Source organism: Planctomycetota bacterium (assembly GCA_016125255.1).
GTDB lineage: Bacteria > Planctomycetota > Phycisphaerae > Phycisphaerales > Zrk34 > RI-421.
The window spans coordinates 18232-44128 of record WGMD01000034.1 but is presented as its reverse complement, the minus strand read 5'-3'; the positions used below and the strand labels follow the sequence as shown (position 1 = coordinate 44128).

23 protein-coding genes and 1 tRNA gene are annotated in these 25897 nt (G+C 62.0%); 13 read left to right on the top strand and 11 right to left on the bottom strand.

Annotation, left to right across the window (positions count from 1 at the left end; genetic code table 11):
• From GC162_19920 to GC162_19905, 4 genes are all read right to left on the bottom strand, one after another.
• Positions 1-412: hypothetical protein (locus GC162_19920; protein MBI1370907.1), on the bottom strand; the 412-nt coding region annotated here is incomplete at its 3' end.
• An 88-nt stretch (positions 413-500) separates the two neighbouring features.
• A complete protein-coding gene (locus GC162_19915; GenBank protein ID MBI1370906.1) occupies positions 501-833 on the bottom strand; it encodes a hypothetical protein in 333 nt (110 codons plus the stop codon).
• A gap of 16 nt (positions 834-849) precedes the next feature.
• Positions 850-2382 (bottom strand): hypothetical protein, encoded by a 1533-nt coding sequence (locus tag GC162_19910; protein ID MBI1370905.1) that lies wholly within the window; start codon positions 2380-2382, stop codon positions 850-852.
• A gap of 117 nt (positions 2383-2499) precedes the next feature.
• A tRNA-Ser gene (locus GC162_19905) sits at positions 2500-2586 on the bottom strand.
• Positions 2587-2635: 49 nt separating this feature from the next.
• On the opposite strand from GC162_19905, the gene truB reads away from it, so the two are divergent.
• From truB to GC162_19880, 5 genes are all read left to right on the top strand, one after another.
• Positions 2636-3361, top strand: a complete 726-nt coding sequence (gene truB, locus GC162_19900; GenBank protein ID MBI1370904.1) for a tRNA pseudouridine(55) synthase TruB — start codon at positions 2636-2638, stop codon at positions 3359-3361.
• A 92-nt stretch (positions 3362-3453) separates the two neighbouring features.
• Entirely contained in the window at positions 3454-4692 is a 1239-nt protein-coding gene (locus GC162_19895) for an acetylxylan esterase (protein MBI1370903.1), read from the top strand.
• A 53-nt stretch (positions 4693-4745) separates the two neighbouring features.
• A complete protein-coding gene (locus GC162_19890; protein MBI1370902.1) occupies positions 4746-5636 on the top strand; it encodes a hypothetical protein in 891 nt (296 codons plus the stop codon).
• The gene (locus tag GC162_19885) at positions 5633-6337 is read left to right on the top strand and encodes a GNAT family N-acetyltransferase (GenBank protein MBI1370901.1); all 705 of its coding nucleotides are present in this window, start codon (positions 5633-5635) and stop codon (positions 6335-6337) included. Before GC162_19890 ends, GC162_19885 begins: the two co-directional genes overlap by 4 nt.
• A 126-nt stretch (positions 6338-6463) precedes the next feature.
• Positions 6464-7201, top strand: coding sequence for a glycosyltransferase (locus GC162_19880; protein MBI1370900.1), 738 nt, complete (start codon positions 6464-6466; stop codon positions 7199-7201).
• Between the two features lie 36 nt (positions 7202-7237).
• Here the strand turns inward: GC162_19880 and GC162_19875 are convergent, their stop codons facing one another.
• From GC162_19875 to GC162_19860, 4 genes are all read right to left on the bottom strand, one after another.
• Positions 7238-8200: an acyl-CoA desaturase gene (locus GC162_19875; GenBank protein ID MBI1370899.1), complete on the bottom strand. Its 963-nt coding sequence runs from the start codon at positions 8198-8200 to the stop codon at positions 7238-7240.
• Positions 8201-8432: 232 nt separating this feature from the next.
• On the bottom strand, positions 8433-9617 hold the full coding sequence (locus GC162_19870) for a glycine C-acetyltransferase (GenBank protein MBI1370898.1): 1185 nt from the start codon (positions 9615-9617) through the stop codon (positions 8433-8435).
• A gap of 84 nt (positions 9618-9701) precedes the next feature.
• Positions 9702-10733, bottom strand: a complete 1032-nt coding sequence (locus tag GC162_19865) for an L-threonine 3-dehydrogenase (GenBank protein MBI1370897.1) — start codon at positions 10731-10733, stop codon at positions 9702-9704.
• A 288-nt stretch (positions 10734-11021) separates the two neighbouring features.
• Positions 11022-11990 carry a hypothetical protein gene (locus GC162_19860; protein ID MBI1370896.1) on the bottom strand — a complete coding sequence of 323 codons (969 nt, stop codon included), beginning with the start codon at positions 11988-11990 and terminating at the stop codon, positions 11022-11024.
• A gap of 304 nt (positions 11991-12294) precedes the next feature.
• Between GC162_19860 and GC162_19855 the strand changes: the two genes are divergently transcribed.
• Positions 12295-13236 (top strand): tetratricopeptide repeat protein, encoded by a 942-nt coding sequence (locus GC162_19855; protein MBI1370895.1) that lies wholly within the window; start codon positions 12295-12297, stop codon positions 13234-13236.
• Positions 13237-13269: 33 nt separating this feature from the next.
• Entirely contained in the window at positions 13270-14634 is a 1365-nt protein-coding gene (locus GC162_19850; GenBank protein ID MBI1370894.1) for a SpoIID/LytB domain-containing protein, read from the top strand.
• A gap of 277 nt (positions 14635-14911) precedes the next feature.
• Here the strand turns inward: GC162_19850 and GC162_19845 are convergent, their stop codons facing one another.
• A complete protein-coding gene (locus GC162_19845; GenBank protein MBI1370893.1) occupies positions 14912-15274 on the bottom strand; it encodes an STAS/SEC14 domain-containing protein in 363 nt (120 codons plus the stop codon).
• A 101-nt stretch (positions 15275-15375) separates the two neighbouring features.
• Between GC162_19845 and hslU the strand changes: the two genes are divergently transcribed.
• The gene (hslU, locus tag GC162_19840) at positions 15376-16752 is read left to right on the top strand and encodes an ATP-dependent protease ATPase subunit HslU (GenBank protein ID MBI1370892.1); all 1377 of its coding nucleotides are present in this window, start codon (positions 15376-15378) and stop codon (positions 16750-16752) included.
• A gap of 404 nt (positions 16753-17156) precedes the next feature.
• Here hslU and GC162_19835 read toward each other — a convergent pair whose 3' ends face one another.
• Both GC162_19835 and GC162_19830 read right to left on the bottom strand, forming a co-directional pair.
• On the bottom strand, positions 17157-17666 hold the full coding sequence (locus tag GC162_19835; protein ID MBI1370891.1) for a thioredoxin fold domain-containing protein: 510 nt from the start codon (positions 17664-17666) through the stop codon (positions 17157-17159).
• Between the two features lie 102 nt (positions 17667-17768).
• Positions 17769-18032 carry a hypothetical protein gene (locus GC162_19830; protein ID MBI1370890.1) on the bottom strand — a complete coding sequence of 88 codons (264 nt, stop codon included), beginning with the start codon at positions 18030-18032 and terminating at the stop codon, positions 17769-17771.
• A 144-nt stretch (positions 18033-18176) separates the two neighbouring features.
• Here GC162_19830 and GC162_19825 point away from each other — a divergent pair, with 144 nt between their 5' ends.
• The 5 genes from GC162_19825 (at position 18177) to GC162_19805 (ending at position 25888) form a co-directional block, all read left to right on the top strand.
• Positions 18177-19970, top strand: coding sequence for a type II/IV secretion system protein (locus GC162_19825; protein ID MBI1370889.1), 1794 nt, complete (start codon positions 18177-18179; stop codon positions 19968-19970).
• 45 nt (positions 19971-20015) lie between these two features.
• Positions 20016-21161, top strand: a complete 1146-nt coding sequence (locus tag GC162_19820; GenBank protein MBI1370888.1) for a PilT/PilU family type 4a pilus ATPase — start codon at positions 20016-20018, stop codon at positions 21159-21161.
• A gap of 555 nt (positions 21162-21716) precedes the next feature.
• Positions 21717-23516, top strand: a complete 1800-nt coding sequence (locus GC162_19815) for a pilus assembly protein PilB (GenBank protein ID MBI1370887.1) — start codon at positions 21717-21719, stop codon at positions 23514-23516.
• 63 nt (positions 23517-23579) lie between these two features.
• On the top strand, positions 23580-24872 hold the full coding sequence (locus GC162_19810; protein MBI1370886.1) for a type II secretion system F family protein: 1293 nt from the start codon (positions 23580-23582) through the stop codon (positions 24870-24872).
• A gap of 29 nt (positions 24873-24901) precedes the next feature.
• Complete coding sequence (locus GC162_19805; GenBank protein MBI1370885.1) at positions 24902-25888, top strand: prepilin-type N-terminal cleavage/methylation domain-containing protein; 987 nt, start codon at positions 24902-24904, stop codon at positions 25886-25888.
• The last annotated feature ends 9 nt before the right edge of the window (positions 25889-25897 follow it).

Below are 25897 nucleotides of genomic sequence, written 5' to 3'. Positions count from 1 at the left end.
TTGAGATTGACGGTGAAAAAGTAAGTTCCGCCGACCTGTCGCCAACGACGATATTCGGGCATCGAATCATTCTACGCCTCGCGTGGCGGGTCCGCTGCGCTTGACCCACCCTACTTCGCTCGGTGTCGGTCCAGTTGCCGACGAGGTCGAGGTTGTAGCTGCGCGACGTGTCGGCCCCGCGGAGCTTGATTTCGTCGCCGGTGGGGATGGTGATCGTCGAAGGCGGCGACATGCCGGGGTCGAGCTTGCCGCGCTTCACTTCGAGCAGGCGGTTGGCCGAATCGTACTGATCGGCCGGATACAGATGGCTGAAGAGCGGATTATGCAGATGCCGCTCAAACAGCCGGTTCGACGCCTTGTCGTAACCCGCCGTGAAGCCGAGGAGGAGTTGGTTGGGGTTGGGTAAGCTCATGTATTTGTGTCAAAATCAGTGATGACTCTCGATATATTGCTAAAGTATAATGATTGTCGAGACTCGGTTCTTCAGGTTATTTCTGTTTTTATTTCAACTCCTCAGGGAAGATGGAGTTGTATCCATCATCGCGTTTCTCATTTGCGAGGCGATACCTGTAGTATTCGGTTGTCTGGTATAGATATTTTTTAATTGCATATTGCAGTTGGGAGGAAAGCCTTGTTAGCGAAGAAACCGGCGCCTCTCGCAAATAGATATATGCAGAAGTTATCTTGTCAAAAATGGTAGCTTGATCATTATCGACAATGTTGTCAATCGCCTTAGAAATCTCTAGGACTTCGTCGTTTATCGCAATTTGACGAATATCCAATACAATTTTGTACAATTGATTCTCGGAATTTGAAAAATCTACGATTCTCATGATGCAATTCCAATCATTATTCACCCGGACGGGGCACTCGTAATCGATAAAAAGGCTCGACTCCATACTCTTCTGTTACTACTTCGAATTCGCCACCCGTATTGCCACCAATTGGTGGCGCTCGACGAATAACAAACGGCGCATTCGGGCGTACTCTTCCGGCAAGTATCCAATCAATTCGATCCGTCGCAGCGCCATAGCCCTTCAAGAATCCAGGCTCAATCGGGCACCTAAGACCCCAATGTTGTCCTGCGGCACCTTCTACAGTAAATCCATAAGAACCCGCTCGCCATACTACGGCGCCACGTTGAATTGCGGTTCTCAACCCCACCGGAGCATCACAGGGCAAAAACATTTCTTGGACAATTAATTCATGCTTTGTCACAACAAATGGAAGTCCTAAACCCAATTCTTGACCTCCAACCGCAGGGATGCGTAACGCCTCCCACCCCACGGCGATCCCTTCAGCGGCGAGAGAGAGCAAGGAGACAAGCCCGAGCGCGTTCGTCATCCCTTCAATTTGTAAGGCGAGTGCTTTGGCAATATGATTTGTACGATTGTCATATAAACCTGCAAATAAAGGTTGATTGAAGTCTGTGGCAATTCGACTCTCGTGCATGGAACTGCTCCAAAGTACCTGGGGCATCATTCCAAAAATCGCGGTAAGTCTCGGGATTTCACCAGCATAGGCATGTGCACCTCTGTATTCGGGATTTGGAAGAAGGTACCCAGTTTTCGGATCAGTTATAAAGGCGGGCTCGCCCGGAACCAGATGTGGCAATCCGCCCTTAGCATAGAGAGTTGAGTAATGTGATATATCCGTGTTCCACACTGATCCAATATCTGTTGCCTCCAGTTTCAGAGCATCGTAAGCAGCCGCAGCTCCGGGTCCTGATGAGTTTGCTTCATGTTGAAGGTGTGCTATCCAAGGATCACGTTCCTTACCACGTGGATCAGTGTAAATCAGTGGATTTCCGCCTGTGTACCCATACAACCCCATCCCCGAGGTATACCCCCTCGGATCACGGCTGATGAAGGTTCCGAGGGTGGGGTGGTAGTATCGGGCGCGGTAGTAGTAGAGGGCGGGGCGGGGGTCTTCGCCGCGGAGGGCGGTTTCGGGGTCGTAGCGGCGGCCGGTGTAGATGTAGGGGCAGAGGGGGAGGTATTTGCGGCAGTTGCCGGCGAGGTCGTAGAAGAGCTGGGTCTGGCCGTAGGCGTCGGTGTCGTAGGCTTCGACGAGGCAGCCGGCGGAGCAGGTCAGGGCGACGGAGCGGTAGTGCAGGTCGGCGAGCTGATAATAGTCGTCGTAGATGTCGAGGTCTTCGGCGTCGGGATAGTCGCGCTGCTGAATGAGTTCGTCGATGTAGCCCCCGGAATCGCCCCAGACGTACTGTCGGGCGGGGTTGCCTTCTTTGTCGCGTTCCTCGGCGACCTGGTTCTGGTCGCCGGTGGAGAAGTAGGGGAAGTCGGTGACGACGTCGGAGGAGCCGGGGGAGCCGGAGAAAGTGGCGGAGGGGTCGGGGCGGCGTAATGACCTGCTGCACACCATGATGCGTCATGGTAGGCAGGGGTGGTGCCTGCGGCGTCGAACCTCACCCGCGTTAATGGTCGTACGGTGCACGCTCATCGAATAAAAAAACCCCGCCATGATGACGGGGTTTACAAGCGGAGCGGGTGGGATTCGAACCCACGGTACGGTTACCCGTACACACGATTTCCAGTCGTGTTCCTTCAGCCACTCGGACACCGCTCCGGGGGGTTGGCCGGCTGGGGCGATCGGGGGGATCGTGGACCGATATGGTATGCCATACAATCGGGATGTAAAGGAGCGACGATTGAAATATCGAACGCATGATCTGCATGGTTTAATCGTGATCGACAAGCCGGTGGGGGCCAGTTCGATGGCGGTGGTGCGGCGTGTGCGTCGGGCGGGGGGGCATTGCAAGACGGGTCATGCCGGGACGCTGGACCCTTTGGCGACGGGCGTCTTGATCTGCTGCCTCGGCGACGCGACCCGGGCGGTCGAGCGGCTCATGGGGCTCACGAAGGTGTACGAAACGACGATCGACCTGTCGGCGTTCACGAACACGGACGATGCGGAAGGCGAACGGGAGGAAGTCCGCGTTGACACGCCGCCGGATCGCGATGCGGTGCGGGCGGCGCTCGATGCACTGACGGGGACGATCGACCAGACGCCCCCGGCTTACTCGGCGATCAAGATCGACGGGCAGCGGGCGTACAAGATGGCCCGGCGCGGCGAGGAAGTGCAGCTCGCGCCCCGGCCGGTGCGGATCGATCGGATCGAACTTGTCGACTACGACTGGCCGCGGCTCACGCTGATCATCACCTGCGGGCGCGGGACGTACATCCGTTCGCTCGCAAGGCAGATCGGCGATACGCTTTACACGGGCGGACATCTGACCGCGCTGCGTCGCACGGCCATCGGGCCGTACACGATTGAGCGCGCGGTGACGCTCGATGATCTGCCGGAACCGTTGACGAATGAACACCTGCTTCCACCCCCGTAACCGCCGCCGACGGACCCCGTTTAGCGACGCCGCACCTTGCCGTGAGCGCGTCGAACGGGCGGCGTGCTTTTCCTCTCATCAGGATGACACCCATGCAACACCTTCTGCCCGCCTTACTCGTTCTTCTTCTCGTCGCGCTCGCCTTCGCCGGGCCGGATGACGTCAACTATGACGAATCGAAGATTCCGCCGTACACGCTGCCCGAGGCGCTGACGATGGCGGACGGGACGAAAGTCACCGACGCCGCCATGTGGCGCGGCAAGCGGCGGGCGGAGGTGTTCGAACTCTTCGCCGATCAGATGTACGGTCATTCCTTTCCGCGCCCCGATCATCTGCGCACGCAGGTGCTCGAGGAGGACAAGGCGGCGCTGAGCGGCAAGGCGACGCGGCGGCAGGTGCGCGTGTTTTTCTCCGACGGCGACGAGCCGCATGTCGATGTGCTGATGTATCTGCCGAACAAGGCGTCGGGCCCCGTGCCGGCGTTCGTGGCCCTGAATTTTCAGGGGAATCACACGATTTGCGATGACCCGGCAATTCTCAAGACGCCGCGCGATGCGGACGAGGCGACGCGCGCCAAGGCGGAGCACCGCTGGCCGGTCGAGGCGATCGTCGACCGGGGGTATGCGCTGGCGACGGCGTGGTACAAGGACATCGTGCCGGATGCCAACGACTTTTCGACGGGGCTGTACACGATCTTCTACAAGCCCGGGCAGAACCGGCCGGGCGACGGTCAATGGGGCGCGATCGGGGCATGGGCATACGGTATGAGCTGTATTGCCGACGTGCTGCGCACCGACCGAGCGATCGATGCGAATCGCATCATCGCCATGGGCCATTCGCGCCTGGGCAAGACGGCGCTGTGGGCGGGCGCGTCCGATGAGCGCTTCGCGCTGGTGATCTCCAACTGCTCCGGCTGCGGCGGGGCGGCGCTCTCACGCCGGCGCATCGGTGAAACGGTCGCTCGCATCAACAAGTCGTTTCCGCATTGGTTCTGCGGCAATTTCAAGAAGTACAGCGACAACGAAGACGCCCTGCCGATCGATCAGCATGAGTTGATCGCGCTCATCGCGCCGCGGCCGGTTTTGATCTGCAGCGCGGAGGAAGACCACTGGGCCGACCCGCGCGGCGAGTTTCTGAGCGGGCGGAACGCCGACCCCGTGTATGCGCTTTTCGGGCTCAAGGGCATCGGCGCCGATGACATGCCGCCGGTCAACACGATCGTCGGCGACGCCATCGGCTATCGCATCCGCCCGGGCAAACACGATGTGCTGCCCACCGACTGGCAGGCGTACATGGATTTCGCCGATCGGCATCTCGGCGCTTCGCGCTGACTACAATGCAGTGACGGACACAATTCTTGAGCCCTTGAACATGGGAGTCGTTCATGGATCGTTTGCGCGTCGCTTCGCTTCAGTATTGGATTCGGCCGGTCGAGTCGTTTGAACAGTTCAAGAATCAGGTGGAGGGGCTGATCTGCACGGCTCACGACTACAACTGCAAATTGATCGTTTTCCCCGAGTATTTCACGGTTCAATTGCTGACGCTCGAAAGCATCGAAGGCCCGGTGCCCCAGCATGTGCGCAAGCTCTCGAAGCGCACGCCGCAGTTCGTGGAGATGATGACGGGCTTCGCCAAACAGTACAACATTTACATCGTCGCGGGGACGATTCCCGTCATGGACAATGGCAGCGGCGAGGCGGTGTACAACGAATCGTTCTTCTTCGCTCCGAGCGGGAATGTCGCCAAGCAGGGGAAGCTGCACATGACGCGGTGGGAGACGGAGGACTGGCTCGTCTCGCCGCGCAACAAGCTGCGCGTTTTCGAGACTCAGATCGGCAAACTGGCGATCGCCATCTGTTACGACGTGGAGTTCCCGGAGATCGCGCGGACGGCGGCGCGGCTCGGTGTGGACATTCTCGTCGTGCCAAGCTGCACGGACGATCGGCAGGGATTCTTGCGCGTACGCTACTGCGCCCAGGCGCGGTGCATCGAGAATCAGATTTACGTGATTCACTCCTCGACCGTCGGCTCGCTGCCGATGGTCCCGGCGGTGTCGCTCAACTATGGGCAGGCGTCGATTCTGACGCCCAGCGATTTCCCCTTCTCGCGCGACGGGATTTTGGCGGAGGGGCTGCCCAATCAGGAGACGATGGTCATCGGTGAACTGAACATGGAGATCATTCACCACAGTCGCACGAGCGGCACGGTCCTGCCGCTCAACGACAGCGTGCACACCGCCAAACTCATCGCGGACCCGGAGATCGTCAGTTTATGAGTGCCAAGGCCGCCCCGGTCATTGTGCGCAACACACGTCACGCCGACTTCGACGGCATCATCGCGCTGAGCCGGCGGGTTTACCCTGAAATTCTGCCGTGGGGCAAGGACCAGCTCAGCTCGCATTTGCGCATGTTCCCCGATGGGCAGTTCGTGGCGATCGACATCGCAAGCGGGCGCGTCGTCGGCGTGTCGGGGAGTCTGATCGTGCTCTGGGATGACTATCACATGCACACGAACTGGGTCGATCTGACTGATCACGGGATGTTCACCAATCACGATCCGGAGCATGGGCATACGCTCTATGCCGCGGAAGTCATGGTCGATCCCGACATGCAGGGGCGCGGCATCGGTAAGAAGCTCTACAAGGCCCGGCGCGAAGTGTGCCGGCGGCTCGGATTGCTGCGCATCCGGGCCGGGGCGCGACTCCGTCACTATCACAAGTACGCCGACAAACTCACGCCGGAGGAATATGTGCTCCAGGTCGTGCGCGGCGACATCGGCGACCCGACGCTCAGCTTCCAACTCAAACAGGGCTTCCGTGTCATCGGCGTGGCGAACCAGTACCTCCGCCACGACCCCGAAAGTCTCGGCCACGCCGCGGTCATCGAATGGGTGAATCACAAAGTCGCCAACCGCCCCGACTTCGCCGGGCGCGATCCGAAGTATGGAAAACCACGTAAAAAGCCGTCGTCGTTCTGAGCCGATGGATGTTATGGGGCCTGCGCCGAGGTCCCGCCGCGGCAAGTAAAGTCGCCCTCCGATTCCTTCGATAACGGTTGTAACGCCTGTGACGATCGGGCGGCTTTTACCGTATGGAGTTCCGACATGGCGCGTCAGCCCCGCATCAGTGTGATCATGCCGAGTTTCAATCATGCGCCGTTCATCGAGCGGGCGATCTGCAGCGTGCTGGATCAGGGGTATGACAACCTCGAGCTGGTCATCGCGGACGGCGGGTCGGCGGACGGGTCGCTGGCGCTGATCGATCGGTATGCGGACGAGTTGGAATGGTGGACGAGCGTGCCGGACGAGAGCCCGGCGGCGGCGGTGAACCGGGCGCTAAGGAACATCACGGGCGAGCTGGTCACGATCGTACACGCCAATGATGTGCTGTTGCCGTTCGCGCTGCATCGGGTGGCGGACTTCTGCCGGTCGATGCGGATGCCGACGTGGATCGCCGGGGGCGCGACGCTGATCGATGCGTCGGACCGGGTGATCGAGCGCATCGAGGCGCAGGAGCCGGTGTCGCTGGCCAATTATGTCATGGGCGGCGACTACCTGATTCCGGCGACGGCGAGCTTCTACCGGGCGGACGCGTTCGAGCAGTACGGTGTGTTCGACGCATCGCTGCTGCATGCGTATCGCTATGACTTTCACTGCCGCCTGTTGAGCGGCGGGGCGGAGCCGATGATTCTCAGCGCGGCCCTGGCGGGCCAGCGCCGCCACAGCGGTTCGCTCTCATCGCTCGACGGTGTCGGCTGCGGCCGCGAACGGCAGCGCGTGACGATGCAGTACGCCGCGTCGACGGTCATGGCGGCCAGCGGACGCGAGCGCCGCGCGGCGTGAATGTAGTGATGGAGAAGTGCTAAGCCGCGAGCGGCTTCAGCGGGAAGCGCGGCGCTGGGCGGCCTGGGCGTGGCGGATGTGTTTGGGGGGGATGACCTTCTTGGCCAGGCCGAGCCACTTCAAGACGACGATGTGGTAGTACGTCGGATCGATCTGCCACCAGCGATGCTGATTGGACGCGCTGGCCTGATCGTGATGATGATTGTTGTGCCAGCCCTCGCCGGCGGCGAGGAGGCCGACGAGCCAGTTGTTGCGGCTGTTGTCGGAAGTGTCGTAAAGCCGCTTGCCCCACAGATGGGTGATCGAGTTGACGGACCAGGTGATGTGCCACACCGCGACCGTCCGCAGCAGGACGCCCCACACCACGAGACTCAACCCCATGCGGAGCGCTTCGAGCATGGTTCCATCCGCGAGGTACCCGATGACGCCGCCGGCGAGAAAAAACAACAAGGCGTGAATCATGTAAATTCCGGGGGCGAGCCAGAGGTTTTTCTCAAGCCGCATGTAGAACCGGTCGGCGAGAATATCCTTGGCGTAACGGTGATAGGCGGTCATCGTGCGCGTGTCGAAGTTGTGGTAGGTGAGCCATTGAAAATGGCTCCAGAAGAAATTGACGAGCGGGCTGTGCGGGTCCTCCTGCTCGTCGGAGAACTTGTGGTGGTGCCGATGGGCGGTGACCCATTTGCAGGGCGTGTCCTCCATGCAGCACAGGGCGATGATCACCCAGAAATGCTCGATCCAGGCCGGCACGATGAGCGAGCGGTGCGTCAGCAGGCGGTGATAGCAGAAGTTGATGCCCTGTCCGAAGAAGAAGATCCCCACGGCGAAGGCGACGAAGCCGGTCCAACTGAAAAGCCACGGAATCGCCGCGGCGCTGGCCAGCACGTGCATCCCGATCAGACTCACGGCGTAGACCCACAGATACGTGCGAAGCTCGACGGCACTGGGCTTGGGCAAACGCGCCAATCCATCGGCGGGCACAGCCATCTCCGGCGACATCGAATTCGTTTCGGGCGGTTTCAGCGTCGGTTCACATGTGCAAAAGGTCACGCGACATCAGACCGCAGGTTGCGACCTGAGCAGCCATTATACGTCAGGATCGATCCCGCACCATCAAAGGGTGCACTTTTTTCATGGGGGATTGCCCGCAACCGGTTCCCCTTCGTTCTCGTTCCTCGTTCTCGTTCTCGAAATCGCGAGAACGAGAACGAGGAACGAGCACGAGGACGATTCAAAGATCCATCTCCGCCTTGACGGCGCTGAAGGCGTCCATCGCGAAGTGCAGGTCGGCTTCGCTGTGGGCGGCGGAGACCTGGACGCGGATGCGGGCTTTGCCCTTGGGGACGACGGGGAAGAAGAAGCCCACGACGTAGACGCCCTTGGCGAGCATCCGCTCGGCGAACTGAGCGGCGACAGTGGCCTCGCCCAACATGATCGGCGTGATCGGATGCACGCCCGGCACGATATCAAAGCCGCGCTCGGTCATGCCGGCACGGAAGAGTTTCGTGTTCGACTCGAGCTTATCGCGCAGGTCCGTCGACTTGGTCAATAGGTCGATCGCGGCGATGGAGGCGCCGGCGATCATCGGGGCGACGGTGTTGGAGAAGAGGTACGGGCGGGAGCGCTGGCGGAGCAGGTCGATGATTTCGCGCCGGCCGCTGGTGTACCCGCCGCTGGCGCCGCCGAGGGCTTTGCCCAAGGTGCCGGTGATGACGTCGATGCGGCCCATGACATCGTGATGCTCATGCGTGCCGCGCCCGTGCCTGCCCATGAACCCGACGGCGTGCGAGTCATCGACCATGACCAGCGCATCGTACTTGTCGGCGAGATCGCAGATGGCGGGCAGGTTCGCGATGGTGCCGTCCATCGAGAACACGCCGTCGGTGGCGATCATGCGGAATCGCGCGGACGCCGCTTCTTCGAGTTTGGCTTCCAGGTCCGCCATATCGTTGTTGCGATAGCGGAAGCGCTGGGCTTTGCAGAGTCGGACGCCGTCGATGATGGAGGCGTGGTTGAGTTCATCGGAGATGATGGCGTCCTCCGGGCCGAGCAGGGTTTCGAAGAGCCCGCCGTTGGCGTCGAAACAGCTTGTGTAGAGAATCGTGTCTTCCGTCTTGAGGAAGTCGGTGATTTTGGTTTCGAGTTGTTTGTGAAGCTGCTGCGTACCGCAGATGAAGCGGACGCTGGCCAGGCCGTAGCCCCATTGGTCGAGGGACTTTTGCGCGGCGGCGGCGACAGCGGGGTGATCGGCGAGGCCGAGGTAATTGTTGGCGCACATGTTGAGCACATCGGGGCGCTGGGTCGTGGCGATGTGCGCTTTCTGGTGGCTCGTGATGACGCGCTCGGACTTGTAGAGACCGGCGGATCGGATGTCGGCGAGCTGTGCGGCGAGGTGTTGTTTGTAGTTGTCGTACATGGCTGATCCAAGTGGTGAAATGGTGATATGGCGAAGTGGTGATTTTTCACATCACCATTTCACCACATCGCAATATCGCGATATTCATCCCTCGTTCCAGGTGAGCACGACTTTGCCGCTCATGCCCGAGCGCATGACGTCGAAGCCCTTCTGGAAATCTTCGAAGCCGTAGCGGTGGGTGATGACGGGGCTGATGTCCAGTCCGCTCTGAAGCATGACGGTCATTTTGTACCACGTCTCGTACATTTCGCGGCCGTAGATGCCTTTGATGGTGAGCATGTTGAAGACGACGGCGTTCCAGTCGATGGGCATTTCCTTTTCGGGGATGCCGAGCATGGCGATCTTTCCGCCGTGCGCCATGTTGGCGATCATGTCGCGGAACGCATGCGGATTGCCGCTCATTTCGAGTCCGACGTCAAAGCCCTCCGCCATGCCCAGTTGCTTCTGCACCTCGGCGAGCGTCGTCGAGCGCACGTCGACGGCGAGCGTCACGCCCATCTTTTTCGCCAGGTCGAGGCGATACGGATTCACATCGGTGATGACGACGTAGCGAGCGCCGGCATGTTTGGCGACGGCGGCGGCCATGATGCCGATCGGTCCCGCGCCGGTGACGAGCACGTCTTCGCCGAGCAGATCGAAACTCAGGGCGGTGTGCACGGCATTGCCGAACGGATCGAAGATCGACTGCACATCGCGATCGATGCCCGAGTCGTGATACCACACGTTCGTCTGCGGCAGGGAAAGGAACTCGGCGAACGCGCCGGGGCGATTGACGCCGACGCCCTTGGTGTGGGCACAGAGGTGACGCCGGCCGGCCATGCAGTTGCGGCAATGACCGCAGACGACGTGGCCCTCGCCGCTGACGATGTCGCCGACTTCAAAGTCGTGCACGTTGGAGCCGATCTCGACGATGCGTCCGACGAATTCGTGACCGACGACCATCGGGACGGGGATCGTCTTCTGAGCCCACGCGTCCCAGTTGTAGATATGCACATCCGTGCCGCAGATGCCGGTGCGCAGCACCTGGATCAGCACATCGTTGATGCCCACTTCGGGAATCGCCACCTCTTCGAGCCACAGCCCGGGCTCACGCTTGGCCTTGACCAGTGCCTTCATCGTCTTCATGAAAACGTCTTTCGCAGGTTCGGCGGGGATGAAAGCTTAAGCCTGTCGCCGGGCGGAAGCAAGACGCGCGATCGCCACGATAGGGACTCTCACGAAGACAGGGTGTCAGAGCCCTCCCCCGTTGAGGGGGAGGGTTGGGTGGGGGTGAATCACATCAGCCCAACATCCCGTCCGTATCGACATTCATTTCTGATACACGAGCCGCCGCGCGCCACATCACCCATACGGATGCGCCTCACCCGCCCCCAGCCCCGCCCTCAAGGGCGGGGGGTCAATGCATTACGCCCGGGTGCCCTCGGCCATGGCGGCGCGCTGGCTGGCGGCGCGCTGGCGGAGGGTGTCGAGCATTTCGCGGACTTCCTTGGCCATCATGGAGTTGGGGAACTCCTTGATGATCTGTTCGCCGACGACGACGCCGTCGATCCAGTCGCGGTCCTGCACCGCCATCTTGAACCGCACGCCGAGGTTCTGCCGCTTCTTACCCACGACGCCGCGGGCGGTTTCCAGGAACGGCGCCGCCTCTTCGGGCGTCAGGTAGCGGTCCAGTTCCTTGAGCAGCTCCATCGCGCGGTCGTTGTCATCGCGCTCCGCCGCTTCGAGGAATTCGCGCTCCAGTTCGAGCTTGTGCTTGTTGCGGGCCTTCTCGACGCGGTTGGGCAGTTCGAGGATGGACTGAAAATCGGGGTACATCCGCTGGAGCCGGCCCACTTCGTGCCGCGCCAGATCCCAATCCCGCCGCTCGCAGATTTCATCAATCTTCGCGATGGCCTTCTGAATCATCACCTCGCGCTTCTTGGCCTGCACATCCAGAATCTGCTGGCGGAACTGCTCGGCTTCCTCGCGGTATCCGTACGTGTCCGCCATCTCGTTGACGAGCGCCATCGCCGCGTCGTAGTCCTCGAGCCGCAGGTCTTCGATGATCGCTTCGCGCAGGGCGTCGCGGTCCTTCTGACGGAAGGCGATGCGCTTGGCCTGATCGCTGATGAGCATGCGGTCGTTGATCGCGCGCAGGAGGCGGTTCTGCTCCATGACATGAGCCAGCAAATCCGCATTGCCCGAGTCCCGGCCGGACAGGGCGAAAAGCGAAGCGGGCACCACCACGCAAAGCAGCCCCAGCCCCATCGTGACAAACTGCTTGGCCGTCACCGCTTCGTACACGCCCAACAGCAAAAGCGCCAGACCCGCCAGCAGCAGCAGCGTGAAGAGGATCGTCAGCCACACGTCGCGCGATTTGGAGCCGTCTTGCATGTTGGTCCGTCCCACAAATTCAGGAATTTAGAAATGCCCGCAGCACAACCCACTACGCCCGATTATAGCCCTCGCGGCGGCGGGGTGACAAGTGGTGACGGGGCGATGGGGTGATATCGTGAAGTGGTGATGTGAACAGAACCAGCCGACGGGTTGGCTGACATCACCAGATCGCCGCATCGCCAGATCGCCCCTTCCCGCCTCGCCGCTTGTCTTGCGGGGTTGTCGGCGTTAACCTTAGTGTCTACTTCGCCAATGCAACCCGGTGCGCCAATTCGCCCACCGTCATGGAGTCGGTTACCACATGTCCACCGCAAGCTCTGATCTGTCGTCGATGACCTCGCCCGCATCGCCGTCGCCCGCCGCCGCCGAACACTACAAGCACGCCCGCGCCGCCGAGTCGCAGCTCGATCGATGGAACACCATCGTGCATCTGGAGCGCGCTTTCGAAGCGTCGCCGGACGATCCGCATGTGTGCTTCCGTCTCGCATACCACCTCGACCTCGTCGGCGAGGACGGCGAAGCGCTGCATCTGTACGAGCAGGCCTGCGCGACCGGCCCCGCGGCGATCAACGCCCTCGTCAACCTCGCCGTCATGTACGAAGACAACGGCGACTACGCCAAGGCCGAACGCTGCCTCAAGATGGTCCTCGACACCGACCCCAACCACACGCGCGCCCGGCTCTACATGAAGGACGTGCAGGCCTCGCGCAGTATGTACTACGACGAAGACATGCAACGCCTCCGCGACAAGCACGGCTCGCTTCTGGAAACCCCCGTCACCGACTTCGAGCTTTCCGTCCGCGCCCGCAATTGCCTTAAGAAGATGAACATCCGCACGCTCGGCGACCTCCTCCGCGTCTCCGAAGCCGAGCTGATGGCCTACAAAAACTTCGGCGAAACCACGCTCTCGGAAATCAAGACCATGCTCGCCACCAAGGGCCTCCGCCTCGGCGCCGCCCTCGAACAGCAGCGCCACGCCGTCCGGCAGGAAGTTTACGAGCAGCTCAAGGACGCCGGCGACGAGGCGATGAACGTCCTGGACAAGTCCGTTGACGAACTGGAACTATCCGTCCGTGCCCGCAAGGCGCTGGACCTGCTGAACATCAACACGATCGGCGACCTGATCGCCCGCACCGAGGCCGAGCTTTTGGGCATCAAGAACTTCGGCGCGACGAGCTTGGACGAAATCAAGGCCAAGCTCGCGTCGATGGGCCTGGGCCTCCGTACGCTCGACGCCGACTGATCCGCCGCCCGCTTCACCCACGATTGACACCCCATGCTTCGCACCCGCCCGAACGCGCCAAGGATGGCTGGGCCCCGGCACAACACGCCGGTGCCCGCATCGGGCCTCCCGCTTCATTCACTGCGTCCGATAGTTTCAGCGATGCGCTGCGCGATGGGCGTCGCGCTGGCGCTTTGCATCGTCGCATTGCACGGCTGCGAAAAATCCTCCTCCAGCGCCCCCGCCCCCGTCATCACCGCCGAGCGGAAACTGCCCGGCGAGCCGATCATTCGCGTCCGCATCTTGCGCGATGCCGACTCCGTCACCTTCACGAGTCCGACGAAGATTCAGGTCTATCCGCTCACCGACCCGACGCGCAAACAGCTTGTCTCCACGCCGCTGACCGTCAAGCTCAGCGTCGGGCAGTGGGCCGGGGACACGGTCAGCGCGTTCCCGCGCAACTCGGTGCTGGTGATCGATCCGTTGGGGCCTTCGCCTTTGGGCGTGGGCAAGTCGCGCTATCCGGGCGCGCTGCGGCTCTACCCCGGCGCGGCCGGCAATACCTTCGACGTCATCAACCACGTTCGCCTCGAAGCGTATCTGCCGGGCGTACTCGAGCATGAACTGTACGATCACTGGGCCCCCGCGACGTATCTGGCCCAGGCCATCGCCGCCCGCTCCTACGCCATCAGCCGCATGATGGACGACGGCCCCGGCCGATACTACGACGTCGAATCCACGCAGGCCTCCCAGGCCTACGCCGGCGCCGCCACGACCGCCATCTGCACCCAGGCCGTCGCCGACACCATGGGCCTCGTCCTCACCTACCGCGGACAAGTCCTCACCGCCTACTACTCCAGCACGTGCGGCGGCACCGGGCAGAGCGAAGCCGACGCCTTCGGCGCCGCCACGCCCCTCGCCCCCCTCGCCCCCAGGCGCGTCCGATCATGGTGCAGCGCCTCACGCTACTACGAATGGGGCCCGATCACGCGCGACCGCATCGAACTCTCCCGCCGCATCGGAGCATGGGGACAGGCCTACGGGCTCACCATCGGCCAGCTCGGCAACATCCTGCACATCAACACCACCGCGCGCAACGAACTGGGCCGCCCCGTGCAGTTCGAAATCGTCGATGACCGCGGTCACGCCTACAAGCTCCGCGGCGAAAGCTTCCGGATCGCCTGCAACTACGCCAACGCCGACCTGAAGCTCCCGCCCACCGGCTCCGACCGACTCCTCAGCTCGCACGTCGACGTCGAAGTCCGCGGCGAAAAAGTCGTCTTCGCCAACGGCCACGGATTCGGACACGGCGTGGGCCTCTGCCAGTACGGCGCCGAAGGCATGGCCCGCGCCGGCTTCAACCCGCTTCAAATCCTCGATGAGTATTACCCCGGCGCAAAAGTCGAACGCGCCTACTAGTGCGGTTTGAATCAATGTGTCGCCACGCATCCTAACGAGCCGCGCGCGTCAGCAAGCGGTCGAGCCCGCATCCAATCGCGTTCCTTGACCGCTCCCTCACGGTCGCGGCTCGTTGAGAACGCTATTTGATTTGTCAAACCGCTCTAAAGCGACCAAGCACCACGTGACGAACATCGACAACATTCTCACATTCTTGAGAATATGAGAATGTTGTCAGACGCCCAGCGCGACCGGTTGAGGCCGCTGGATCACATGCGCCAGTCGGTCATTGATTCACTTAATCCGCTTCGACCCACGCGATCGCCGCCTGTTCCTCCGAACGGTCGAAGTAGCGGACCTTCGCCTTCGTGAACGGCTTGCAGAACGCCGCCATGCCGTGCTCCCACGCCTTCTCGCCCACCATCGCGATGCGCTCGATGTCATTGAAGTGCCGGAACCCGAACTTCATGTCCTCCCACATCGCCGCCATGTTCCATCCGTGAAAGTCATGCATGTCGAACAGAATCCGCACGGCTCCGTGATCGCGGATGATCGCTTCGATGCGCGGAACGAACTGGGCGTAATCCTCCTTCGTAAGCTTGCCGCTGACGTGAACGTGCAGCACATTGCTCGTCGTCGCCATTTCGGTTTGAACGGTCATGTCGCACCTGGCCTTTCTTGAAACAGGGAGAATGTCACCATTTGATCCTACGTCCCTGCGGCGCGTCGGTTCCACCGGTTTTTCCCGCATATCATGGGCGCATGGAAAATATGACCCCGCAGCAGATTGTCGCTGAACTCGATCGGTTCATCATCGGGCAAAGCGCCGCGAAGCGCGCCGTCGCCGTGGCGATCCGCAATCGCTGGCGGCGACAGCAGCTTGACCCCGCGACGGCGCGCGAAGTCAATCCGAAAAACATCATCATGGTCGGCCCGACCGGCGTGGGCAAAACCGAAATCGCCCGACGCATCGCCCAGATGACCAGCGCCCCGTTCATCAAGGTCGAGGCCTCCAAATTCACCGAAGTCGGCTACCACGGGCGCGATGTCGAATCGATGATCCGCGATCTGCTCGAACAGGGCATCCAGCTTGTCCGCGTCGAATTCGCCGATAAAGTCCGCGAAAAAGCCGAGGCGGCCGTCGAAGAGCGGCTCCTCGATCTGCTCCTGCCCAAAGGGTCGATGATGGTGCATGCCGGCTCCGGCGGCGGCGGCACGGTCGATACCGACGACTCCGTCGAGCGGCGCGAGCAGGCGCGGGCGCGGCTCCTCGAACAGCTTCGCGCGGGCAAGCTCGAAGACCGCCCCGTCACCGTCACGATTCACAGCAAGTCCGTCCCCGTGGCGATGTTCTCGAACATGGGCCTCGATCAGATGGACCCGCAGATGAGCAAGATGTTCGAGAACCTCATCCCCGACCAGACCCAGTCGCGCCGCATGCCCATCGCCGAAGCCCGGCAGGTGCTGCTCAATCAGGAAACCGAGTCGATGATCGACCGCGAGAAGCTCACCGAGGAAGCGATCGCGCGCACGGAGCAGCAGGGCATCATTTTCCTCGATGAAATCGACAAGATCGCCACCGCCGAGGGCTCCGGCAAAGGCGGGCCCGACGTGTCGCGCCAGGGCGTGCAGCGCGATCTGTTGCCGATCGTCGAGGGCTCGGCCGTGACGACCCGGCACGGCATCGTCAACACCGATCACATTCTCTTCATCGCCGCCGGCGCTTTTCACTCCGCGGCCGTCAGCGACCTGATGCCCGAGCTTCAGGGGCGGTTCCCGATCCGCGTGGAGCTGGACGCGCTGACGAAGGCGGACTTCGTGCGCATCCTGCGCGAGCCGCACAATGCACTGACGCGCCAGCAGCAGGCGCTGCTCAACACTGAGGGCCTGGAAGTCGTCTTCGAAGACGGCGCGATCGAAGCGATGGCGGAGCTGGCGGCGCAGGCCAATGAGCAGATGGAGAACATCGGCGCCCGCCGGCTGATGACGATCATGGAACGCCTCTTTGAGGACACGAACTTCGACGCCCCCGACATGGTCGCCCGCGGCGTCACCAAGCTGACCATCACCCCCGACCACGTCCGCCGCTCCCTCGCCTCGATCATCAAGGACGAGGATCTCTCGCGCTTCGTGCTCTGATTCCCACCCCTCGCAGCGGCTTGAACGCGGGCGGTCGATATTGCGGGAGATGAAAATGTGGGAAGTGATCAGGTGTATTTGCGTCGCAAAGCGCACGGGGGCGGCGCGTTTGGCGCATGGGGATGACGCTGCTGCGCGCGGTGTGCGCCGGGGGTCGATGTAAGTCGTTAAAACGCGTCGCACAGGGATGACGGTGTTGCCGCGGCGGTGCGCACGGACCGGCATATGCGCGCGGGGGCGAGCAATTGTGCGGCGAAATCAGGGATTTTGCGGTGAAAACGCGGGGCGCACGGGGACGGCGAAAATTGGGTTGGAGTGCGCGCCGGTGCGCGAGGCGAAGAGCACGCCGCCCGTTCGGCAAGCTCACGGCAAGAAGCGGCGTCGCTAACCGAGGGAAAGGGGGATTACTTTTTGGATTTATTGAGGAGGTGGTCGGCGTGTTCGATCCACTTGTCGGCCCCGCCGGGTTTGTAGCCGGTGGAGGCGAGGACTTTGCCTTCGGCGTCGAGGAACAGGACGCTGGGCAGGCCCTGCACATCGTACTTGTCCTTCAAGCGCATGTTCTGCTTCTTGAGGTCGTCGGACTGTTTTTTCGTGCGGGGGAAATCGATCTTCAGGAGGACGACATGCTCGTCGGCCCACGACTTGAAGGTTTCGGTTTCGAAGACTTGCTGATCGAGTTTGGCGCACCATTCGCACCAGTCGGAGCCGGTGAAGAACGCGAGGATGGGCTTGCCGGTGGATTTGCTTGCGGCGGCGGCGGCGTCGTACTGTTCGAGCCAGGGCAGACTCACATCATTGTCCGCAATGGCACTGCGCACGATCGCCACGGAGAAGCCCAGCGTGTAAAGCGCGATGAGCAAGAGCAGGGGGGACGAACGCATGGATGCCTCCGAACGTGGGAATCCAGCCATGGCGATGGGGCCGTTGCGGCCGCAGTGTGCATCCGTGCAGCAGATATCATATGAAATCACGGCGGGCCAAGTCCACCGTGGGCAAACCCGCAGCGGGGGCGATCACGGGGCGGCGTCGGCGGAGGCGGTCGCGGCGGCGTGCACCTGATGCAGAGCGTCGGCGGTTTCGTCGAGGGGGTTGGACTGGTAATAGTAGCGCTGCGTGTAGAAGTCGCGGCTCATGTTGGCGTCGGCCTGCCAGTCGAGCAGGGCGCTGAGGCGACGGGTCGCGCCGGGGTTGGAGAGCGTGGTGTTGCAGGCGGGCAGCGACGCGAGAAGCGCGAAGGCGGCGGCGCGGCGGAGGGATGGGGCGAAGCGGCGATGCATGAAATTACAGTACGGCTGGCGGGGCATGCTGGCAAGCCCTAACCGTTGTGATTTGCCTGTGATGCGAATTGGCCGCATAATAGGGGGACGGTTTCGGCGCGGCTCAGCGACGAGGCCGGGAGAACCCGCCCATCTGGAGTTGATATGGCAAGAAGTCGCAAGAAAATCGGCGAATACCTGTTGCGCTGGGGCATCATCACGGAGCAGAAGCTCGAAGAGGCGCTGAAGGTCGCCGCCGGTTCACGCAAACGCATCGGCGAAGTGCTCGTGGAGCTCAATTACGCGTCGGAAGACGACGTGGCGCGGGCGCTGGCCAGCCAGTTCGGGCTCGAGTACATCGACCTGGACACCGGGGCGGCGGTCACCAAGGAAAACCTTGAGCTGATGCCGAAGGACATCATGAAAAAGTACCTGGTGCTGCCGCTTGAAAAAGCGAACGGGCGGCTCAAGGTGCTGGTGCATGATCCGTTGAATCTGGACCTGCTGGACACATTGCGATTCCGCATGAACTGCGAAATCGACGTGGCGCTCGGCGCCCGCAACAAGATCAAGGAATACATCGAGCGATTCGTCAAGGACATCCAGTCGTCCATCGACGAAGTGCGCGACAAGTCGATCGACTCGGCGACGTTCCAGCTCGAAGGCGGCGAGGAGCAGAAGCTCACGCTCGAAGAGCAGGAGGACAAGGAAGCGGGCGGCAAGGACGAGGCGGACGACTCGCCGATCGTTCGGCTCGTGCACCGGCTGATCGGCGAAGCGGTGCTCGCCCGCGCGTCGGATATTCACATCGAGCCGATGGCGGACCGCGTGCGACTGCGCTACCGGATCGACGGCGTGTGTCATCAGCGTGACAACATCCCCAAAAGAACGCAGGCCCCGATTCTCACACGCCTGAAGATCATGGCGGGCATGAAGATCGACGAACGCCGCATTCCGCAGGACGGCCGCATCAAGCTGCGCATCGGCGGCAAGCAGGTGGACTTCCGCGTGGCGTGCTGCCCGTCGTATCACGGCGAGTCGATCGTCATGCGTATTCTGCGCCCGGACTCGGTCAAAATCGGTCTGCCCAATCTCGGCTTCGAGCCGGACACGCTTGATCGTTTTAATCAGGCCATCCGCCGCCCCAACGGTATTTTCCTCGTCACCGGGCCGACCGGCTCGGGTAAGACGACGACGCTGTATTCGGCGCTGGACGTGCTCAATCGACCCGACCGCAAGATCATCACGGCCGAGGATCCCGTCGAATACAACTTCGCCGGCATCAATCAGTGTCAGGTCCGCGAGGACATCGGCCTGAGCTTCCCGATCATTCTCAAAGCCATGCTCCGTCAGGCGCCGAACATCATCCTCGTGGGTGAAATTCGAGACAAGGACGTGGCGGACGTGGCGATTCAGGCGGCGTTGACGGGTCACCTGGTGTTCTCGACGCTGCATACCAACGACGCGCCGTCGGCGATTACGCGACTCATCGACATGGGCGTCAAGCCGTTCCTTGTGGCCAGCTCGATTCAGGCGGTCATGGCGCAGCGGCTCATCCGCGTGCTGTGCAAGGAATGCAAGGAACCGGACCCGGAGCCCAATCCGTTCCACCTCAAGCTCATCGGCATCACGCGTCAGGACATGGAAGGCAAGAACGTGTGCCGCCCGGTGGGCTGCCCGGCGTGCGGGAACACGGGGTACCGCGGACGAAAGGGCATCTACGAATGGATGACGATGAACGCGCAGTTGCGCGAACTGGCGTTCGCCCGGGCGTCGGCATCGCAGCTTCGTGCGGCGGCGGTGGCGGGGGGCATGCGGACGCTGGTGTCCGACGGCCGCATCAAGGTGCTCAACGGCGTCACCAGTGCTGACGAAATCGCCCGCGTGGCGCAGGTCGAAGGACTGGTCACCATGGACGACGAAACCGAGTCGCCTTCCGGCGGCGAGGCGGCGGCCTGATCGAATCCGAATCCTTGAATCATCGTTTGTGAAGGGATTGGCTCTATGTCCACAGCCGGCTCCAATACCGGTCCCACCGTCCAGATCGACCGCCTGCTCGAAACCATGGTCAAGCAGGGGGGCTCCGACCTCCACCTGACCGTCGGCAAGCCCCCGACCATCCGCCTGCACGGCCATCTGCGCGAGCTGAAGACCAAGATCCTCGAACCCGATGACACCGTCGCGCTGATGAAGTCCATCTCCCCCGAACGCTCCCAGCAGGAGCTTCAGGAACTGGGCGGCTGCGACTTCGGGTTCGCCTTCGGCGACAAGGCCCGCTTCCGTGTCGCCATCTTCCGCCAGCGCGGCAATCTCGCCCTCGTCCTGCGCCAAATTCCCAATAAGCTCCTTGGGCTGGACCAGATCGGCCTGCCCAAAATCTGCCGCGATCTGATCCGCCGGCCGCGCGGTCTGTTCCTCGTCACCGGGCCGACCGGCTCCGGGAAATCGACCTCGCTGGCCGCCATGATCAACAACGTCAACGAGACCCTCGACCGGCACATCATCACCGTCGAGGACCCGATCGAATACTACCACCCGCACAAAATGTCCATTGTCAACCAGCGCGAAGTCGGGGCGGATGTCCCCAGTTTTTCGGAAGCCCTGCGTCGCGCCCTGCGTCAGGACCCCGATGTGATCCTCGTGGGTGAAATGCGTGACCTTGAGACGATTGAGGCGGCTATTCGAGCGGCGGAAACGGGACACCTTGTATTCGGGACGCTTCATACTAATTCGGCCGGTGGCACCATCAACCGCGTCATCGACGCTTTTCCGACGAACCAGCAGGCGCAGATTCGTGTGCAGCTTTCGACGAGTCTGATGGCGGTGATCAGCCAGGCCCTGATGCCGCGCTGCGACACGGCGGGCATGGTCGCCGCGTACGAGTTCATGCTTGTGACCCCCGCGATCGCCAATCTGATACGTGAAGGCAAGCCCGTCACTTATATCGACTCCGCCATCCAGACCGGCCGCAAGTTCGGCATGCAGCTCCTCGATGACCATCTCTGGAAGCTGTATACCGAAGGCAAGATTTCAGCGGAGGATATGATCGACAAGGCCCGCGAGCCGGGGTCGCTGGTCGATAAAGTCCACCGGGCGGGCGGAACCATCAACCGCGCTGAGCTCGATGAAGAAGCGGGCGGGGCGGATTAAACTGACAAATTGACTGTGTAAAACATGATCACCCGCGCGCCGACGTTCGCGGGCGATTTATTATTTTGAATGCATATCATGGCAATATATGAACCGAAAAATAAATGTCTACCTTGTTTTTGGGTCAAAATGGGTATTGTGTGAGGGCTGCAATCTGTTAATAATGGGTTGTGGGAATCGAGAGGGTGGGAACGAGATTTGCGTGGCCGGCCGGATCCCCTGCGGCCGGCGGCGCGTGAAACCTGAGCGGCGAAGCGTCCAACCGATGAGAGGTCGTCGCCCCAATCGCCAGTTGCGAGAAGGCGGATCGGGCACGAAGTCGGAGAGGTGGTTGGACGCGAGGGCGCTTGACTCAGGCAGCGGCCCCAGCGGACGTCGGCCAGGGAAGACCGACCTTCGCGGGGCCGACCCGGCGAATTTTGACCCGCTCCAGGAGTGGGTGAAATTCCCCAGGTCGGCGCCGCGGAAATCCGACTGCGGGCGGCGGGAAACGATCCACCGGTTGGGCCTGAGCGCAGGCCCGATCGAAGCCGCGGCCGTGTGAAGGAGTTCCCGATGGCGGAAGAAACCAAATCCCCCAAGCCCCAGGCGGCCGCACCGGCCGCCGGTGGTAAAGCCCCCAAACCCGGCATCGACGAGCTGCGCGGGCGGAAGATCGGCCGCATCTTGATCAAGATGGGCAAGGTCACGCGCGAGCAGGTCCACGAAGCGCTGGGCATTCAGGGCCAGCGTCAGCGTCTGCCGCTCGGGCAGCTTCTGGTCGAACTCGGGTACGTGACCGCCGAGGACGTCAACGCCGCGCTCGCCTCGCAGGCGGGCATGGAGACGCTCAACCTCGACAATCTGGAAATTCCCGCGTCGGTGCTCGAGCTTCTGCCGGCCGAGACCGCCCGGGTGTATCACGTCGTTCCGCTCAAGTACGACGAGACGACCAAGACGATCACCATCGCGATGAAGTCCGCGGACAACTTCCGCGCGGTCGACGACCTGCGCCTGCTCATGGGCTTCAAGAACGTCAACACCGTCGTCGCGCCCGTCAAGCAGATCGACGACTACATCGCCCGCCATTACGGTCAGGACAGCGAATCGATCGCCGGGCTGATCAGCCAGATGTCCGGCACGCTGACGGAACTGGAAGGCCGCGGCGAGTCGATCGACCTGGAGACGCTCATTGCCGCCGCCGAAGACAACATGGTCAAGCGGCTCGTCAACCTCGTGCTGCTTCAGGCGATCAAGGACAAGGCGTCGGACGTTCACTTTGAGCCGTTCGAGCACGAGTTCAAGATGCGATACCGCGTGGACGGCGTGCTGTACGAGATGATTCCGCCGCCGCGGCATCTGTCGATGGCGATCACGTCGCGCATCAAGGTCATGTCGAACCTGGACATTTCCGAGCGGCGCATGCCGCAGGACGGGCGCATCGAGCTGGTCGTGCAGGATCAGCCGGTCGATCTGCGTGTGAGCGTGTTGCCGACGATCTTCGGCGAAAGCGTCGTGATGCGCGTGCTGGACCGGTCCAACGTGCAGCTGGATCTGGAGCGCGTGGGACTGCGCGAAGACGATCTGGAGCGCTTCCGGCAGCTCATGGGCAAGCCCAACGGGATCGTGATCGTCACCGGGCCGACCGGTTCGGGCAAGACGACGACGCTCTACGCCGCGCTGAACGAACTCAACGACATCGAAACGAAGATCCTCACCTGCGAAGACCCCGTTGAATACGACATCGACGGCCTGGTGCAGGTGCAGGTCAACGTCGATCAGGGGATGACGTTCGCCAAGGCGCTGCGAAGCTTCCTGCGACTGGACCCGGACATCATCCTCGTGGGCGAAATGCGCGACCTGGAGACGGCGCAGATCGCCGTGCAGGCCTCGCTGACCGGTCACCTGGTGTTCTCGACGTTGCATACCAATGACGCGCCGTCGTCGATCGCGCGGCTTTTGGATCTGGGGCTCGAGCCGTTCCTTGTGACGGCGACGCTCGAAGGCGTGGTGGCGCAGCGGCTGGTGCGGCGCGTGTGCGTGCGTTGCCGCGAGGAGTATCACCCGACGGAAGAGCAGCTCATGGAGCTTCAGCTTTCGCCGGAGGACATCGCGGGCAAGACGTTCTACCGCGGCAAGGGCTGCGAATACTGCAATCAGACCGGCTACCGGGGCCGCCTGGCGATCTTCGAGATCATGGTGCTCGATGACGAGGTCAAGGAACTGGTCATGGAGCATGCCTCGACGAACGTGCTGCGCGCCGAGTCGCGCAAGCGCGGCATGCGGACGCTGCGCCAGTCGGGCCTCATGGGCATCTTTGAAGGATTGACCACGATCGAGGAGGTCGTGCGTGAGACCGTGATGGAAGAGGAATGACGCGTTGGTCCCGCCGGGACCGCTTGGCGACGCCGCTCGCGGCGTGTTTTTTGGAGCACACCCATGCCTTCCTATCAGTTCGAAGCACTCGATCAGACCGGCAAGCCGCAGAAGGGCACCGTCGACGCCCCCAGCAGCGAAGATGCGATCAACCGCATCAAGGCGCAGGGCTTCTTCCCCACCAGCGTGCGCGAAAAGAAAGTCCGCAAGCGCAAAGGCGGCGCCCCGGCTCCCAGCGGCGCCGCGGAAAAGGCCGGCAAGAAAAAAGCCACCGAAATCACGATCACGATCGGCGGCGTCTCCAAGAAAGTCCTCACGCAGTTCACGCGCCAGCTTTCGACCCTTCAGGACGCCGGCCTGCCGATTCTCCGCTCCCTGCAGATCCTCACCGATCAGCAGAAGCCCGGCAAACTCAAGAACACCCTCTTCGACATTCAGGGCGAAGTCGAAGGCGGCTCGTCGCTGTCGGAGTCGATGGCCAAGCATCCGAAGGTCTTCGATCGGCTCTACTCCAAGATGATCGCCGCCGGTGAAGTCGGCGGCGTGCTGGACATCATCCTCCAGCGCCTGGCCGACTTCATGGAAAAGGCCCAGCGCTTGAAGCGCAAGATCATCGGCGCCATGATCTACCCCTCCGTGGTCATCACCGTCGCCGTGCTGATCCTCATCGGCATCATGATCATGGTCGTGCCCAAGTTCCAGGAAATCTTCAAGGACTTCGACACGGAACTGCCCGCGCCGACGCAGTTCCTGATCAACCTCTCCAACTGGATCGCCGGGTCCAACGAGGGGCAGTTGATCCCGGGTTGGGCATGGATCATCTGCTCGCCCGTCATCTTCCTGTTCATCACGAAGATGATGCGCAAGACCAAGGCGGGCAACGCCATCCTCGACATTTCGATGATGCGCATCCCCGTCATCGGCAACCTGATCCGCCTCACCGCCATCGCCCGCTTCACCCGAACGCTCGGCACGCTCATCAGCGCCGGCGTGCCGATCCTCGAAGCGATCCTCATCGCCCGCGACACGGTCGGCAACTGGGTCTTCGAGCAGGCGCTTCAGAAAGTGCACGACTCAATCCGCGAGGGTGAATCGTTCGCCGCGCCGCTGCGCGAGGCCCGCGTGTGCGACTCGATCGTGGTGAACATGATCGACGTCGGCGAAGAGACCGGCGACCTGGACAAGATGCTCATGAAGATCGCCGACAACTACGACGACGAAGTCGATACCGCCGTCGGCGCGCTGATCAGTCTGCTCGAACCGATGATGGTCGTGTTCCTGGGCGGATCGGTCGGCTTCATCGTCGTCGCGCTCTTCCTGCCGCTCGTCAAGCTGATTCAGTCGGTGTCGAGCTGAGACAAAGGAACGAACCCATGGAATGCGGAATGTGGAATGTGGAATGCGGAGTGAAGAAGGACGGCGGACGCGGCGTGCGCGGAGCGGCATGGTCTTCCTTCCGCACTCCCCGCTCCAAACTCCGCACGGGCTTCACGCTCGTCGAAATGCTCGTCGTCATCGCCATCATTCTGCTCCTGCTCGGGCTGGTCGTCGGCGCGGTCGGGCAGTTCTCCAAGCAGGGCGTGATCACGGCGACCAACTCGTTTCTGAACGCCATCGCTATCGCCGCCAGTGCCTACGAACGCGACTGCAAGGGCTACCCGCCCAGCGACTACACGCAGATCACCGGCAGCGCCAACGCCACGACGTTCGGCTCCGCCAAGGGCAACTACGCCAACTGGAACGGCGGCGAGCTGCTCACGCAGGCGATCCTCGGCTCGATGACCGCCGGCAAACCGTCCGCGGCGTACGACGACGGCAAGCCCGGCGCCGGATTCAAGATCGGCACCGTGACCTATGGTCCCTACCTGAAAATCAACAACGATCAGACGGTGCAGGCGCGCTTCGACGCCGACGCCAGCGGCGGGCAGACGAGCGGTGAAGTCTACAACACCTCGACCTTCCCCAAACGCGACGGGGCCTACGTGTTGACCATGCCGTCCAGCGGCGTGCACGCGCCGATTCTCTACTACCGCAAGAGTCTGACCGGCAAGCTCGGCCTGCTCAACGACAGCACCGAAGCGAACCGCATCTGGGGTACCGCCGGGGCGTTTAATCGCACTGAAAACGACACGCTCATCAACGTCGCCATCGACACCTCCGACAACGCGTCGACGCCCTCCCCGCGCATCGAAAACAATCCGAGCATCATCATCGAGGGCTATTGGGCGCTGGCCAACTCCAGCGGTGGTCCGACGACCGGCGCGGTCGAGGGATTGACGTTGAGCATGCGCACCGCGGAATTCATCCTCGTCGCCGCGGGACCGGATGACAAATTCGGCACGGCCGACGACATCGTCTGGCCCGGCCCCTGACCGGATCGC